This window comes from Devosia honganensis, assembly GCF_042648785.1.
GTDB lineage: Bacteria > Pseudomonadota > Alphaproteobacteria > Rhizobiales > Devosiaceae > Devosia > Devosia honganensis.
Genome location: NZ_JBHRYD010000001.1, coordinates 217,235 through 231,005 on the forward strand (window position 1 = coordinate 217,235; position 13,771 = coordinate 231,005).

Annotated in this window: 13 protein-coding genes and 1 riboswitch; of the genes, 9 read left to right on the forward strand and 4 right to left on the reverse strand. The window is 66.1% G+C overall.

What is annotated here, in order from left to right; translation table 11 throughout:
- Nucleotides 1–60: 60 nt before the first annotated feature.
- The 8 genes from pstC to ACFOOL_RS01060 all read left to right on the forward strand — a co-directional run bounded on the left by pstC (nucleotide 61) and on the right by ACFOOL_RS01060 (nucleotide 8,616).
- Nucleotides 61–1,440: a phosphate ABC transporter permease subunit PstC gene (gene pstC, locus ACFOOL_RS01025; RefSeq protein ID WP_380094072.1), complete on the forward strand. Its 1,380-nt coding sequence runs from the start codon at nucleotides 61–63 to the stop codon at nucleotides 1,438–1,440.
- Nucleotides 1,437–2,792: a phosphate ABC transporter permease PstA gene (pstA, locus tag ACFOOL_RS01030; protein ID WP_380094074.1), complete on the forward strand. Its 1,356-nt coding sequence runs from the start codon at nucleotides 1,437–1,439 to the stop codon at nucleotides 2,790–2,792. Before pstC ends, pstA begins: the two co-directional genes overlap by 4 nt.
- A 68-nt stretch (nucleotides 2,793–2,860) precedes the next feature.
- Nucleotides 2,861–3,643, forward strand: coding sequence for a phosphate ABC transporter ATP-binding protein PstB (gene pstB, locus ACFOOL_RS01035; RefSeq protein ID WP_380095886.1), 783 nt, complete (start codon nucleotides 2,861–2,863; stop codon nucleotides 3,641–3,643).
- A 19-nt stretch (nucleotides 3,644–3,662) separates the two neighbouring features.
- Nucleotides 3,663–4,373 (forward strand): phosphate signaling complex protein PhoU, encoded by a 711-nt coding sequence (phoU, locus tag ACFOOL_RS01040; RefSeq protein WP_380094076.1) that lies wholly within the window; start codon nucleotides 3,663–3,665, stop codon nucleotides 4,371–4,373.
- A 72-nt stretch (nucleotides 4,374–4,445) separates the two neighbouring features.
- Nucleotides 4,446–5,147 (forward strand): phosphate regulon transcriptional regulator PhoB, encoded by a 702-nt coding sequence (gene phoB, locus ACFOOL_RS01045; RefSeq protein WP_380094078.1) that lies wholly within the window; start codon nucleotides 4,446–4,448, stop codon nucleotides 5,145–5,147.
- Between the two features lie 224 nt (nucleotides 5,148–5,371).
- Nucleotides 5,372–5,596: riboswitch (cobalamin riboswitch) on the forward strand.
- A gap of 112 nt (nucleotides 5,597–5,708) precedes the next feature.
- On the forward strand, nucleotides 5,709–6,527 hold the full coding sequence (locus ACFOOL_RS01050) for an ABC transporter ATP-binding protein (RefSeq protein ID WP_380094079.1): 819 nt from the start codon (nucleotides 5,709–5,711) through the stop codon (nucleotides 6,525–6,527).
- Nucleotides 6,524–7,480, forward strand: a complete 957-nt coding sequence (locus ACFOOL_RS01055) for an ABC transporter substrate-binding protein (protein ID WP_380094081.1) — start codon at nucleotides 6,524–6,526, stop codon at nucleotides 7,478–7,480. Before ACFOOL_RS01050 ends, ACFOOL_RS01055 begins: the two co-directional genes overlap by 4 nt.
- 74 nt (nucleotides 7,481–7,554) lie before the next feature.
- A complete protein-coding gene (locus ACFOOL_RS01060) occupies nucleotides 7,555–8,616 on the forward strand; it encodes a FecCD family ABC transporter permease (RefSeq protein ID WP_380094083.1) in 1,062 nt (353 codons plus the stop codon).
- Between the two features lie 53 nt (nucleotides 8,617–8,669).
- On the opposite strand, the gene ACFOOL_RS01065 is transcribed toward ACFOOL_RS01060, so the two are convergent.
- Together ACFOOL_RS01065 and ACFOOL_RS01070 are read right to left on the reverse strand one after the other, a co-directional pair.
- On the reverse strand, nucleotides 8,670–10,109 hold the full coding sequence (locus ACFOOL_RS01065) for an aldehyde dehydrogenase family protein (RefSeq protein ID WP_380094085.1): 1,440 nt from the start codon (nucleotides 10,107–10,109) through the stop codon (nucleotides 8,670–8,672).
- An 18-nt stretch (nucleotides 10,110–10,127) separates the two neighbouring features.
- Nucleotides 10,128–11,279, reverse strand: a complete 1,152-nt coding sequence (locus tag ACFOOL_RS01070; protein WP_380094087.1) for a fumarylacetoacetate hydrolase family protein — start codon at nucleotides 11,277–11,279, stop codon at nucleotides 10,128–10,130.
- Nucleotides 11,280–11,472: 193 nt separating this feature from the next.
- Between ACFOOL_RS01070 and ACFOOL_RS01075 the strand changes: the two genes are divergently transcribed.
- Nucleotides 11,473–12,189: an SIMPL domain-containing protein gene (locus ACFOOL_RS01075; RefSeq protein WP_380094088.1), complete on the forward strand. Its 717-nt coding sequence runs from the start codon at nucleotides 11,473–11,475 to the stop codon at nucleotides 12,187–12,189.
- 202 nt (nucleotides 12,190–12,391) lie between these two features.
- Here ACFOOL_RS01075 and ACFOOL_RS01080 read toward each other — a convergent pair whose 3' ends face one another.
- Both ACFOOL_RS01080 and ACFOOL_RS01085 read right to left on the reverse strand, forming a co-directional pair.
- Complete coding sequence (locus tag ACFOOL_RS01080; protein WP_380094090.1) at nucleotides 12,392–13,222, reverse strand: sulfite exporter TauE/SafE family protein; 831 nt, start codon at nucleotides 13,220–13,222, stop codon at nucleotides 12,392–12,394.
- Between the two features lie 2 nt (nucleotides 13,223–13,224).
- Nucleotides 13,225–13,644 carry a secondary thiamine-phosphate synthase enzyme YjbQ gene (locus ACFOOL_RS01085; protein ID WP_380094092.1) on the reverse strand — a complete coding sequence of 140 codons (420 nt, stop codon included), beginning with the start codon at nucleotides 13,642–13,644 and terminating at the stop codon, nucleotides 13,225–13,227.
- Between the last annotated feature and the right edge of the window lie 127 nt (nucleotides 13,645–13,771).

Consider the following 13,771-nt stretch of genomic DNA (forward strand, 5'->3'; position numbering starts at 1 on the left):
GGGCCGCCGGAACCTTCCGGCGGCCTGTCCTCGCTTCCGAGCCACCAGGAAAGCCGCCAAGTGAACACCCTGATCGTCGCCGGTTTGCTGCTCGTCCTGCTTGGCCTCGCCTATCGGCTGGGTTGGGCCAAAAGCCGTTCCCTGGTCACGCCCGAAGGGGCGCGCATCCATTCCCGCCCGCAATATCACGGTACGCTGACGGCGCTGTGGACCCTGGGCCCCGCCTTGCTGGTCCTGGCCGTCTGGGCCTATTTCTCCCCCGGCGTCACCCATTGGTACGCAGTGTCGCAAATCCCCTCCGATATCCTCGTCGAGCTCGATCAGGCCGGGCTCAACCGGCAGCTCCAGCGCATTCGCGACCTCGCCTCCGGCTATGGCGTTCCGGGCGACTTGCAGCCCTTCGAGGCAACCGCCGGCGCCAATCTCGGCCGCTTCCAGCTGCTGAGCTTCCTGATCATGACTGCGGCGACCGCCGGGCTGGGCGTCCTCGGCCTCAGCTTCGCCCAGCGCCGCATCGGGGTGCGGCTGCGCGCCCGCAACGAGGTCGAACGCGCCGTTTCCTGGCTGCTGATCGCCTGTTCGGCGGTCGCCATCGTGACGACGCTGGGCATCGTCGCCTCGCTGGTCACCGAGGCCTTCCGCTTCTTCACCTATGTGAGCCCGCTCGATTTCTTCTTCGGCACCGTCTGGGCGCCGCGCTTCTCCTCCACCGGGGCGGGCGATGCAGGACAATACGGCCTGCTGCCGCTGCTGGCCGGTACGCTGATGATCTCGGCCATCGCCATGCTGGTCGCCGTACCGGTGGGGCTGATGGCCGCCATCTATCTCAACCAGTATGCGCACCGGTCGGTCCGCGCCGTCGTCAAGCCGGTCATCGAGATCCTCGCCGGCATCCCCACCATCGTCTACGGCTTTTTCGCCCTGGTGACCGTGGGGCCGTTCCTGCGCGATTTCGGCAATGCCATCGGGCTCAATATCAGCGCCACCAGCGCGCTGACGGCGGGGCTGGTGATGGGCGTGATGATCGTGCCGTTCATTTCCTCGCTGTCCGACGACATCCTCAACCAGGTGCCGCGCACCCTGCGCGACGGCGCCTACGGGCTGGGCGCCACCCAGTCCGAAACCATCCGCAACGTGTTGCTGCCCGCCGCCCTGCCGGGCATCGTCGGCGCCTTCCTCCTCGCCGTCAGCCGCGCCATCGGCGAGACCATGATCGTGGTGCTGGCCGCCGGCAATTCGCCGATATTGCGGGGCAATCCGCTGGAGCCGGTCTCCACCATCACCGTTTCCATCGTCAACCAGCTCACCGGCGACACCGACTTCACCGGCCCGCAATCGCTGGTCGCCTTCGCGCTGGGCCTGACGCTGTTCATCATGACGCTCTGCCTCAACATCGTCGCCCTCTACATCGTCCGCCGCTTCCGGGAGCAGTACGAATGACCAGCACATCCCTCGGCCAGGCCGCCGCGCGCCGCGAGCGCGTCCGCGCCGGCCTGGCGCGGCGCCACGCCGGCGAACGGCTGTTCCGGGCGTTCGGCGTCGTCGCCATCGTCCTGGCGCTGGGCTTCGTGGCCCTGCTGTTCACCGACGTGCTGCGCAAGGGCATCCCCGCCTTCACCCAGTCCAATATCCGCCTCGAAATCACCTTCGATCCCGAACTGCTCAAGGTCGATCCGGCGCCGGTGCGCGAGGCCGGCCAGTCGGATGCCGACTATCGCGCGCAGAGCCTGGCCTGGCAGCGTCAGGTGGCGATGCTCAACTGGAACAACGTCATCGAGGCCGGGCTGCGCCAGGCGGCGCCCGCCGGCTATGAAATCGACGCACGCCAGATTCTCACCATCACCGAGACCGATGCGCGCCACCGCGTGCGGGAGATTTTCGTCGCCGATCCCGGCCTGCTGGGCGAGACCGTCACCGTCGACCTGCTCGCCTCGGCCAATACCGACAACTGGATCAAGGGCAATATCAACCGTGAACTGGGCGATGCCCAGCAGCAGCTTTCCGCCCCCGCCCGCGCCCTCATCGACCTGTTCGTCGAGAATGGCACCATTTCGCAGGGCTTCGCCTGGTCGCTGTTCACCAATGTCGACAGCCGTTCCGCGCCCGCTTCGGCCGGCCTGCTCGGCGCCCTCATGGGCTCGCTGTGGATGATGCTGATCGTGATCGTGCTGGCGGTGCCCATCGGGGTCGGCAGCGCCATCTATCTCGAGGAATTCGCGCCCAGATCGCGCCTGACCGACCTGATCGAGGTCAATATCAACAATCTGGCGGCGGTGCCCTCCATCGTCTTCGGCCTCTTGGGCGCGGCGGTCTTCATCAACTGGTTCCGCCTGCCGCTCTCGGCGCCGCTGGCCGGCGGGCTGGTGCTGACCCTGATGACCCTGCCCACCATCATCATCGCCACCCGCGCCGCGCTCAAGGGCGTCTCCCCGGCCCTGCGCCAGGCCGCCCTGGGCATGGGCGCCAGCAAGACGCAGATGGTGTTCCACCATGTCCTGCCGGTCACCTTCCCCTCCATCCTGACGGCCACCATCATCGGGGTGGCGCAGGCGCTGGGCGAAACCGCGCCGCTGCTGCTCATCGGCATGAACGCCTTCGTCGCCGCCGTGCCGGCCACGCCGGTGGAGCAGGCGACCGCCCTGCCCGTCCAGATCTATCTCTGGCAGGCCAACGAGAACCGCAATTTCTTCGAGCCCCGCACTTCCGCCGCCATTCTGGTGCTGCTGGCGCTGATGATCTTTCTCAACGCCATCGCCATCTTCCTGCGCTCGCGCCTTGAAAAGCGTGTTTAAGGAGATTGAGAAACATGGATATTCTTGCCGGCAAGGCCAGGACGGCCAGCCCTACCCCGGACACCATCATGAACGCTGCCGAGCTCGTCGAGCCCTCCATCCGCCTCACCGCCCGTGACGTCACCGTCCATTACGGCGCCAAGCAGGCCCTGCACGGCATCTCGATCGACATCCCCGATCACGCCGTCACCGCCTTTATCGGCCCCTCGGGCTGCGGCAAGTCCACTTTCCTGCGCTGCATCAACCGCATGAACGACACCATCGAGGGCGCCAGGGTGGGAGGCCGCATCGAACTCGACGGCCAGGACATCTACGCCCCCGACCTCGACGTGGTGGAGCTGCGCGCCCGCGTCGGCATGGTGTTCCAGAAACCCAATCCCTTCCCCAAGTCGATCTACGACAATGTCGCCTATGGCCCGCGCATCCACGGCCTGGCGCGCAGCAAGGCGGATCTCGATGAGATCGTGGTGTCCTCCCTGCGCAAGGCGGGCCTGTTCGAGGAGGTCAAGGACCGCCTCAACGAGCCCGGCACGGGTCTTTCCGGCGGCCAGCAGCAGCGTCTCTGCATCGCCCGCGCCATCGCGGTGGGACCGGAGGTGATCCTGATGGACGAGCCCTGCTCGGCGCTCGATCCCATCGCCACCGCCGTCATCGAGGAACTGATCGACGAATTGCGCGAGAACTACACCATCGTCATCGTCACCCACTCCATGCAGCAGGCCGCCCGCGTTTCCCAGAAAACCGCCTTCTTCCATCTGGGCAATCTCATCGAGCAGGGCGACACCGAGGACATCTTCACCAATCCGGTGAACAAGCAGACCCAGGACTACATCATGGGCCGCATCGGCTGACCGCGGGAAGGAAACCACCATGCCCAATACCGCTTCCGAACATATCGTCACCGCCTATAGCGACGAGCTCGCCGCCCTCGCCCAGTCCATCGCGGAAATGGGGGGGCTTGTGGAAGTCTCCATCGAGAACGGCACCCGATCGCTGCTGAAGCTCGACCGCGAGCTGGCGGACCTGACCATCGCCGCCGACCAGCGCATCGACGACATGCAGCGCCGCATCGACGACATGGCCGTCTCCATGATCGCCCGCCGCCAGCCCATGGCCAGCGATCTGCGCGCCATCGTCACCGCCATTCACGTGGCCAACGATCTGGAGCGCATCGGGGACATGGCCAAGCAACTGGCGCGCCGCTCGCTCAAGCTCGAGGGCATCAATCTCCAGCCCACTTTCTATAATGGCGTGCGGAACATGACCGCGCTGGTCCTGCACCAGGTCAAGGACGCGCTCGACGCCTATGCCAACCGCGAGGCGCCCGCCGCCGTCGAGGTGTGCAACCGCGACGACGAGGTCGACGCCATGTACACCTCGCTGTTCCGCGAGCTCCTGACCTATATGCTCGAGGACCCGCGCAACATCACCACCTGCACGCATCTGCTGTTCTGCGCCAAGAACCTGGAACGGATCGGCGATCACGCGACCAATATCGCCGAGCGCGCCTATTACCTTGCCACCGGCAAGCAGCTCACCAGCGAAGTGCAGGAACTGCAACGCACCCAGATCAAGGCCTGACAAGCATCGCAGGGTGCGGTCGGAACATAAATATCGGCCTCCCGCCCGGGCGCCGAACGACGGAGCATGACCATGCCGGCGACAATTCTCGTTGTCGAAGACGAAGGCGATATCGCCATTCTGCTGCGCTACAATCTCGAGGCCGAAGGCTTCCGCGTGGTGACCGCCGAAAGCGGGGACGAGGCCCAGCACGCCGTCCAGGAAAAACTGCCCGACCTCATCCTGCTCGACTGGATGCTGCCGGAAATATCCGGGATCGAGCTTTGCCGGCGCCTGCGGGCGCGCGACGAAACCGCACGCGTGCCGATCATCATGCTCACCGCGCGCGGGGAGGAGGAGGAGCGGGTTCGCGGCCTTACCACCGGTGCCGACGACTATGTCGTGAAACCCTTCTCCGTGCCCGAACTGGTCGCCCGCATCCACGCCCTGCTGCGCCGGGCCAATCCCAATCTCGTCACCGCCGCGCTCAAGGTAGGCGATCTTGAGCTCGATCGCACCACCCATCGGGTGCGCCGCGCCAATCGCGACGTGCATCTGGGTCCCACCGAATACCGGCTGCTCGAATATCTCATGCGCCATCCCGGCCGCGTCTACTCGCGCGAGCAACTGCTGGACGGCGTCTGGGGCAACGACGTCTATGTCGACGAGCGTACCGTCGACGTCCATATCGGCCGGCTCCGCCGCGCCATCAATCGCGGCCGCGAAGCCGACCCCATCCGCACCGTCCGCGGCGCCGGCTACGCCTTCGACGAGAGATTCGCCCAGACCGCCTAGAGCCTTTCACTGTCAAGCGGATCAGCGCCTTCTTGCTCCCCTCCCCCTTGAGGGGAGGGGTCGGGGGTGGGGGTCCTTCGGTGATCCGCAAATCCACCCCCTCCCCAACCCTCCCCTCAAGGGGGAGGGAGCGCTGGTCGCCGATTCCGTCAAAACATGAAAGCCTCTAGGGAGCCCGCCGACGCATCCCGGCCCGTCCCATTGACTCCCCCTCCCGCCCAACGCATAAACACCGCGTCGTTTGGTTTCCCCGCGGTCGCATCCAAGGGGAAATAATAGGGAACACGGTGCGACGTACCCATCAGGGCGCAAAGCCGTGGCTGCCCCCGCAACTGTAAGCGGTGAGCTTTTCCGTGATTGCCACTGTCCCCCGACACGTCCGGGGATGGGAAGGTTCGGAAACGCCGTGACCCGCAAGCCAGGAGACCTGCCATCGACGCAACCTGAAACCCGGCCGGGGTGTGCCGCGGGGGAAGACGATGGCTGACGCAGATTTTTCCATTGCGATTCTCAGTGTGATCTCCTCGCTTGGCGACGCCCCCGATTCCATGGGTGCCCGCCATGAAGATCCCTGACCGCCTGACCGGCCCGAGCCCGGCACGACTGACCGTCTCCGGCCTCGCCTGGGGACCGCCGGGCCATGGGCCCATCATCGAAAATCTCGGATTCTCCGTTGCCGCCGGTGAAATGCTGGCAGTGGTCGGCCCCAATGGCGCCGGCAAGTCCAGCCTGTTGCGCTGCCTTTACCGCTTCCATCGTCCCGGCGCCGGCCACGTCCATATCGACGGCGCCGATATCTGGACGCTGCCGCCCCGCGCCTTCGCCCGGCGCGTCGCCACCGTGCTGCAGGAAAGCGCCTCCGATTTCGGGCTCACCGTGGCCGAAATCGTCGAGCTGGGCCTCACCCCGCACCAGAGCGCGCTTTCCGGCCACGATTATACGCCGGTGGAACAGGCGCTGGGCCTGATGGAGTTGACCCATCTGGCCGCGCGCGACTTCGCGACGCTTTCGGGCGGCGAGAAGCAGCGGGCCATGATCGCCCGCGCCCTGGTGCAGCGGCCGGACCTGCTCATCCTCGACGAGCCCACCAATCACCTCGATATCCGCCACCAGCTCGAAGTGCTCTCATTGCTGGCACGCCTCTCCACCACCGTGATCGTCTCGCTGCACGATCTGGCCCTGGCCTCGGCCCATGCCGACCGCATCCTGGTGCTGGAGCATGGGCGGCAGGTGGCGCTGGGCGCGCCGCTCGACGTGCTGACGCCCCACGCCATCCGCTCCGTCTTTTCCGTCGGCGCCGCCATCGACCACCATCCGGTCACCGGCCAGCCGCGCTTTTCCTTCCATCTCGATCGATCATTTGAGGGAGACATAAAATGATCCGCCTGCCCGTCGCCTTTTCCGCCACCCTGGCCGCCTGCGCCCTGCTCGCCGTCCCGGCGGCGGCCTCCGGCTTTCCCGTCACGGTCCAGAGCTGCGATCGCGAGGTGACCTTCGAGAGCGCTCCGGCCCGCGCCGTCTCCAACGACGTCAACCTCACCGAGATGATGCTGGCGCTCGGCCTGTCCGACCGCATGGTGGGCTATACCGGCGTTTCCGGCTGGAAGACGCTGGACGAGCGCCTGCGGGACGGGGTTGCCGAACTGCCCGAGCTGTCGCCCGAATATCCCACCAAGGAAGTCCTGCTGGGTGCCGACGCCGATTTCTACTTCGCCGGCTGGAACTATGGCATGCGCGTCGGCGGCGAAGTCACGCCGGACAGCCTCGCCCAGTTCGGCATCTCCGTCTATGAACTGACCGAGAGCTGCATCCACGTCATGGAAAAGGCCAAGGCGTCGATGGGCGACGTCTATGCCGACCTCATCAATCTGGGCCGCATCTTCGGCAAGGAAGAAGACGCCCAGGCGCTGGTTGCGGGCTACGAGGCCGAACTGGCCGATTTCACCGCCTCGCTGCCGGCCCTCGGCAACCCCGTCGATGTCTTTGTTTACGATTCGGGCGAGGACAAGCCCTTCACCGCCGGACGCTATGCCATTCCCACGGCGCTGATCGAAGCGGCCGGCGGCGTCAACATCATGGACGACGTCGCCTCGAGCTGGGTGGAGATCGGCTGGGAGCCGGTCATCGAGCGCAATCCCGATGTCGTCGTCATCGTCAATTACGGTGCGGTCACCGCCGAACAGAAGATCGACTTCATGAAATCCAACCCGGCCTTCAAGGACATCCCCGCCGTGGCCGAGGACCGTTTCGTCGTCCTCGAATATGTCGAGGCCACCCCGGGGCCCCGCAATATCGAAGCCATCAAGCGCCTCGCTGCCGCCTTCCGGAGCTAGGCGCCGCCCCCGCTCCTCTCCGCTCTTCTCCTCTCCCCATGGTGGGAGAGGCCTTTTCGTCCTTCGCAGGTTCCATGTCCCACCGCCACCTCGTCCCCGGTCCCCGCCACTGGCTGCTGCATCATCTGCCCCTGCTGGTGGCCGGCCTCGTCCTGCTGCTCGTCCTCACCATGGCGGCCGCCGTGGGCGTGGGCGCCGTCGGCATTCCGCTCGATGTGGTCTGGGGCGTCATCGCCTCCCACCTCATGCCCGGCAGCGTCGAGATCGCCTGGTCGCCCGGCCGCGACAATATCGTATGGGAAGTGCGCTTGCCCCGCGTCATCCTCGGCGCCACCGTGGGCGCCAGCCTGGCCCTGGTGGGCGCGGCGCTGCAATCGGTGACGCGCAATCCGCTGGCCGATCCGCATCTGCTGGGCATTTCCTCGGGCGCCGCGCTCGGCGCCATCATCGCCCTGCTGCATACCGGCATGATCCTGGGCCTGGCGACGCTGCCCTTTTTCGCCTTTGTCGGCGCGCTGGTGACCACGGTGATCGTGGTGGGCGCCGCCGGCCTCACCCGGTCCACCAGCGCCGGTCGGCTGGTGCTGGCCGGGGTCGCGGTCAGTTTCGTCATCACCTCGGCAGGCAGCCTCGGCATTTTCCTCGGCGATCCGCGCGCGGCCCATACGGTATTGTTCTGGATGCTGGGGGGGCTGGGGCTGGCGCAATGGAACCAGTTGCTTTTTCCCCTCGCCGCCCTGTTCGGCTGCGGCGCCTATCTGCTATTCCGCGCCCGCTATCTCAACGCCATGACCCTGGGCGATGAATCGGCCACCTCGCTGGGCATCCCCGCCGGGCGCTTCCGCCTCGTCGTCTTCATCGTCTGCGCCCTGCTCACCGGCGCCGCCGTCGCCTTTTCCGGCGTCATTTCCTTTGTCGGGCTGATGATCCCCCATATCGTGCGCATGGTGGCGGGCGGCGATTATCGCCGCGTCCTGCCGCTCTCCGCGCTGGTCGGGGCCGTCTTCCTGGTGCTGGCGGACATGCTGGCGCGCATCGTCATCCCGCCGCAGGACATCCCCATCGGCGTCATCACCGGCCTCATTGGCGGCGTCTTCTTCCTCATGCTGCTGCGCCGCAATCGCGGCATGAACTGACGCCATGAAAAACGGGGCCCGAAGGCCCCGTTCCCGTCTCTCCGTTCCGCGCCTCAGCCGGCGGCGGTATAGGCGGTCTTGACGATGGTGAAGAACTCGGCGGCATATTTGCCCTGCTCGCGCGGGCCGTAGCTCGAGCCCTTGCGCCCCCCGAACGGCACGTGGAAATCGACGCCCGCGGTCGGCACGTTGACCATCACCATGCCCGCCTCGGCATTGCGCTTGAAATGCGTCGCATGCTTGAGCGAGGTCGTGACGATGCCGGCGCTGAGGCCGAATTCGGTGTCGTTGGCGATGGACAGGGCCTCCTCGTAATCCTTCGCCTTGATCACCGCCGCCACCGGCCCGAAGATCTCCTCGCGGGAAATGCGCATGGAATTGGTCGCCTCGGTGAACAGCGTGGGCTGGAGGAAATACCCCTCGGTATCCTTCTTCACCAATTCGCCGCCGGCCACCAGCCTGGCGCCTTCCTGCTTGCCGATCTCGATATAGTCGGTGTCCTGCTTGAGCTGGCTGGGATCGACCACCGGGCCGATCTCGGTCTCCTTGTGCAGGGCATGGCCGACACGCAGATTGCTGGTGCGCTCGGCCAGGGCCGCCACGAACCTGTCATGGATACCCTCGGTCACGATGACGCGGCTCGACGCCGTGCAGCGCTGTCCGGTCGAGAAGAAAGCCGACTGCGCGACGCTTTCCACGGCGACGCCCAGATCGGCGTCATCCAGCACCACGGTGGGGTTCTTGCCGCCCATTTCAAGCTGGAACTTGCGGTTGTGCTCGATCGAGGCGGCAGCGACGCGCTTGCCGGTGCCCACCGAGCCGGTGAAGCTGATGGCGTCCACATCGGGGCTGTCGAGCAGGGTCTGGCCGACCACCGAGCCCCGGCCCATGACCAGGTTCAGCACGCCCTTGGGCAGGCCGGCCCGCACGAGGATGTCGACGATGGCCCAGGTCGAGCCGGGCACGAGGTCAGCGGGCTTGATCACCACCGTATTGCCATAGGCCAGCGCCGGCGCGATCTTCCAGGCGGGGATGGCGATGGGGAAATTCCACGGCGTGATGATGCCGACGACGCCGACTGGCTCGCGGGTGATCTCCACCCCGACCCCGGGGCGAACCGAGGGCAGGATCTCGCCGGCAAGTCGCAGCACTTCGCCCGCGAAGAAATCGAAGATCTGTCCGGCGCGGGTCACCTCGCCAATGCCTTCGGGCAGGGTCTTGCCCTCTTCGCGGCTCAGCAGTTCGCCCAGCTCCTGCTTGCGGGCGAGGATTTCGTCGGCGGTCTTCCGGAGGATGGCATGGCGCTCGAGAATGCCCGAGCGCGACCAGGCCGGGAACGCCGCCTTCGCCGCGGCGATGGCCTGCTTGGTTTCCTCGGCGCTGGCGCGGGCATAGACCCCCACCACCTCGTCGATATTGGAGGGGTTGATGTTTTCCGCCCCATCCGTGCCCACCCATTCACCGTCGATGAGATTTTTGTGCAGTTCGGTCATGAGAAAGGCCTTTCGGAACTAGATCAGGTTGGCGCGCGCGAGGTCGCGCAGCAAATGGCTGGTGCCATAGGTCCAGGGCGGACATTGGGTGGACAGGTTCACCCGGTTGGAAAGCGTACCCAGTTCCGGTGTCGAAATGGAGACGATGTCGCCGACCTTGTGGGTGAAGCCCTGCCCGGCCCCGTCACGGTCCTTCACCGGGGCGAACATGGTGCCCAGATAGAGCACCAGCCCATCGGGATATTGATGATGCGTACCGATGGTGGCGGCCACCAGCGATTCGGGCGTGCGCGAAATCTCGGCCATGTTGGAATGGCCTTCCAGCACGAAGCCGTCCTCGCCCTCGACGCGCAGGGCGACCTCGGCCCGGCTGACGGTTTCCAGTGTGAAGGTTTCGTCGAACAGGCGCACGAAGGGGCCGAGCGAGGCGGAAGCGTTGTTGTCCTTCGCCTTACCCAGCAGCAGCGCCGAGCGGCCCTCGACGTCGCGCAGATTGACGTCATTGCCCAGCGTCGCGCCGATGATTTCGCCCTTGCTGGTTACCAGCAGCGCCACCTCGGGCTCGGGATTGTTCCACTTGGACACCGGATGCAGGCCCACTTCGGCGCCATGGCCCACCGCACTCATCGGCTGGCTCTTGGTGAAGATTTCCGCATCCGGGCCGATGCCGACCTCCAGATACTGGCTCCACACGCCCTTTTCGATCAGCGCCGCCTTGACCTTCATGGCCGCGTCGGACCCCGGTACCAACTGGCTGAGATCGGTGCCGATGAGCTCGAGGATTTCCCCGCGCAGTGCGTCGGCGCGGGACTTGTCGCCGCGTGCCTGTTCCTCGATCACCCGCTCAAGCAGGGACACCACGAACGTCACCCCCGAGGCCTTGATGGCCTGCAGGTCGATGGGCGCCAGGAGGCGCGGCAGGTCGTCGCGGGTCCGGCCGGCGATGGAATTGTCCAGCACCGCCCCGATTTCGCCGATGGCGCGGCCGGGAGCGCTGCGCACATGTGCGGCCGCGTGACCGCTCTCGGCCACGTCGCGCACCATGGCCATGCCCCGCGCGGTGATGTCGATGAGCTGGCCGTCCCGGACCGTCACGATGCGCGGATAATCGAAGCCTGGCACCTGCGCCCGGCCCACAAGGATGCCATCGGGAATGTCGTTCCTGCCCATATCGTCCCTCGAAAACTGCCTCGAAGTGACTAGCCCACGAGCGCCGGCGAACGCAAGCGAAGATCAGGAAAAGTCATACTTTTTGCCTAGGATCTATACGTCCCCTTCCGTTCAACTCCGGTTCATCCGCGCCGCAATACTGACGCATTGGCCCCGGAAACCTCGCGGGCAGACATATTTAAGGAGTTTGGCCATGCGCGCCCACAGCATCCTCGTTCCCTTCGTGCTTCTCGCCACCGCCCTTCCCGCTCATGCCGGCTCCATCGCCATCGAGGGCCGCGGGGAAGTGCGCGCCGCTCCGGACATGGCTACCATCGGCTCCGGCGTCACCACCCAGGGCGCCACCGCCCGCGAGGCGCTCGACGCCAATACCGCCGCGATGAACGAGCTGATCGCCGCGCTCAAGGAAGCCGGCATCGAAGCGCGCGACATCCAGACCTCGGGCTTTTCGGTCAACCCCAACTACGTCTATTCCGATGCCCGTGACGAGCTGGGCTATTCCCTGCCGCCCCGGATCAATGGCTATCAGGTGTCCAATTCGGTCAGCGTCGTGGTGCGCGATCTGGCGGAGCTCGGCGCCATTCTCGACCGCTCGGTCACCGTCGGCGCCAATACCATCAACGGGGTCAGCTTCTCGGTGGCCGACCCCACGGACCTGCTCAACGACGCCCGCCGCGCCGCCTTCGCCGATGCGCGCGACAAGGCCGAGCTCTATGCCGGCATCGCCGGCGCCCGGCTGGGCGATCTGGAATCGATTTCGGAGCGCCAGGACTTCTCCGGCCCGCAGCCCTATCCCATGTATGCCCGGGCCGAGCTGCAATCGGCTGCCGCCGTGCCGGTCGAGGCGGGCGAGATGAGCTTTGCCGTGACGGTCAATGTGGAGTGGGATTTGGACAACACCGACGACTAATCGGTGCACTCTTTCGTCTTTGCCATGTTTTGGCCAAATCGGACCGGCCAAAGGCGCCCTGTTCTTCAGGAGCGGGATCGAATCCCGTTTCTGGAGTCCCGGATCCCCTCTTTCGAGGGGGCTTGGGCGGTGGGGACGGTCCACCGTAGTCACCCGTCCCCACCAACCCTTCGGCCCGGGAAACCAGCGGCCGGGTGCGGCCCTAACCCAGCACCACCTTCCACAGCATGTTGAGCCCCACTGCCACGAGGAAGATGGCGAACACATATTTCAGCGTCTTCTGCTCGAGCCTGTGGGCCAGCGCCGCGCCCAGGGGCGCGCAGATCGCCGCCATCGCCCCCACCAGCACCAGCGCCACCAGGTTGATGTAGCCCAGGCTGAGCGGGGGCAGGTTGGCCGCGCCCCAGCCGGAAATGAGGAAGCCCGCCGTGCCCGACAGGGCGATGACGACGCCGATCGCCGCCGAGGTGCCCACCGCCTTGTGCATGGTCTGGCCGAAGGCCACCAATGTGGGCACGGTGAGCGAACCACCCCCGATCCCCATCAGCGACGACAGATAGCCCACCACGAAGGCGGAAACGCGATGCGTGGCCGCCGAGCCCCGCAGATGTCCCATGAGCCGGGTCTGGAAACCGAATACGATATTGGCGGCGATGAGGAAGGCCATGGCCGCAAAGACGATGCGCAGCACGTCTCCCGAATACCAGCCGGCCATCAGCCCCCCGACGAACGTGCCCGCCACGATGAGGGGCGCCCAGAGCTTGAGCACGCCCAGATCGAGCGCGCCGCGCCGGTGATGCGCCCGCGCGCTCATGACGCCTGTGGGGATGATGATGGCGAGCGAGGTCCCCACCGCCACATGCTGCACCACTTCCGCGTCGTACCCCATCAGCAGCAGTGCATTGCCGAGCGCGGGCACGATGACCGCGCCGCCGCCGATACCGAGCAGGCCTGCCGCCACGCCGGAGACGAGACCCGTGACCAGCATTCCGACGACGAACGGCCAATAGCCCGCCACCACGCCCCAATCCATGCTTATTCTCCCGTGATATGCAGCACCAGTTCGCGCCGATGCGGGCGGCGGCGGTGCTCGAACAGATAAAGTCCCTGCCAGGTGCCGAATACCGGCTTGCCGTTTTCGATCGGAATGCCGATCGAGGTCTGGGTCAGCGCCGCCTTGATATGGGCCGGCATGTCGTCCGGTCCCTCGGTCGTGTGCACCAGCCAGTCCATCCCCTCGGGCACGAGTCGGCGGAAAAATCCCGCAAGGTCGGTCCTGACGTCCGGATCGGCATTTTCCTGGATGACCAGCGAGCACGAGGTGTGCCGCACATAGACGGTGGCGAGGCCCATGGAAATTCCGGCACGGATCACGAAGGCCTCGAGAGCGCTCGTAATCTCGTAGAGGCCCTGCCCCTCGGTATCGATGCGGATGGACTCCAGTGCCTGGCGCATGCGTCCCGACTAGCATGAAGGCGCGCCCTCGGGGAGACCATAGCGCGCCGATCCGTCCATATTGCCCCAATGCCGCCGCGATCGCAGGCCCCATTCCCGCCATCCCCGCGCGGGAACCATGCCGCGA

Excerpts from the sequence above, each read along its gene's own strand:
- phoU (WP_380094076.1), top strand. The coding sequence starts at position 3,663 with ATGCCCAATACCGCTTCCGAACATATCGTCACCGCCTATAGCGACGAG.
- pstA (WP_380094074.1), top strand. The coding sequence starts at position 1,437 with ATGACCAGCACATCCCTCGGCCAGGCCGCCGCGCGCCGCGAGCGCGTC.
- ACFOOL_RS01085 (WP_380094092.1), bottom strand. The coding sequence starts at position 13,644 with ATGCGCCAGGCACTGGAGTCCATCCGCATCGATACCGAGGGGCAGGGC.
- ACFOOL_RS01070 (WP_380094087.1), bottom strand. The coding sequence starts at position 11,279 with ATGGGCAGGAACGACATTCCCGATGGCATCCTTGTGGGCCGGGCGCAG.
- ACFOOL_RS01065 (WP_380094085.1), bottom strand. The coding sequence starts at position 10,109 with ATGACCGAACTGCACAAAAATCTCATCGACGGTGAATGGGTGGGCACG.
- ACFOOL_RS01050 (WP_380094079.1), top strand. The coding sequence starts at position 5,709 with ATGAAGATCCCTGACCGCCTGACCGGCCCGAGCCCGGCACGACTGACC.
- ACFOOL_RS01060 (WP_380094083.1), top strand. The coding sequence starts at position 7,555 with ATGTCCCACCGCCACCTCGTCCCCGGTCCCCGCCACTGGCTGCTGCAT.
- ACFOOL_RS01080 (WP_380094090.1), bottom strand. The coding sequence starts at position 13,222 with ATGGATTGGGGCGTGGTGGCGGGCTATTGGCCGTTCGTCGTCGGAATG.
- ACFOOL_RS01055 (WP_380094081.1), top strand. The coding sequence starts at position 6,524 with ATGATCCGCCTGCCCGTCGCCTTTTCCGCCACCCTGGCCGCCTGCGCC.
- pstB (WP_380095886.1), top strand. The coding sequence starts at position 2,861 with ATGAACGCTGCCGAGCTCGTCGAGCCCTCCATCCGCCTCACCGCCCGT.
- phoB (WP_380094078.1), top strand. The coding sequence starts at position 4,446 with ATGCCGGCGACAATTCTCGTTGTCGAAGACGAAGGCGATATCGCCATT.
- ACFOOL_RS01075 (WP_380094088.1), top strand. The coding sequence starts at position 11,473 with ATGCGCGCCCACAGCATCCTCGTTCCCTTCGTGCTTCTCGCCACCGCC.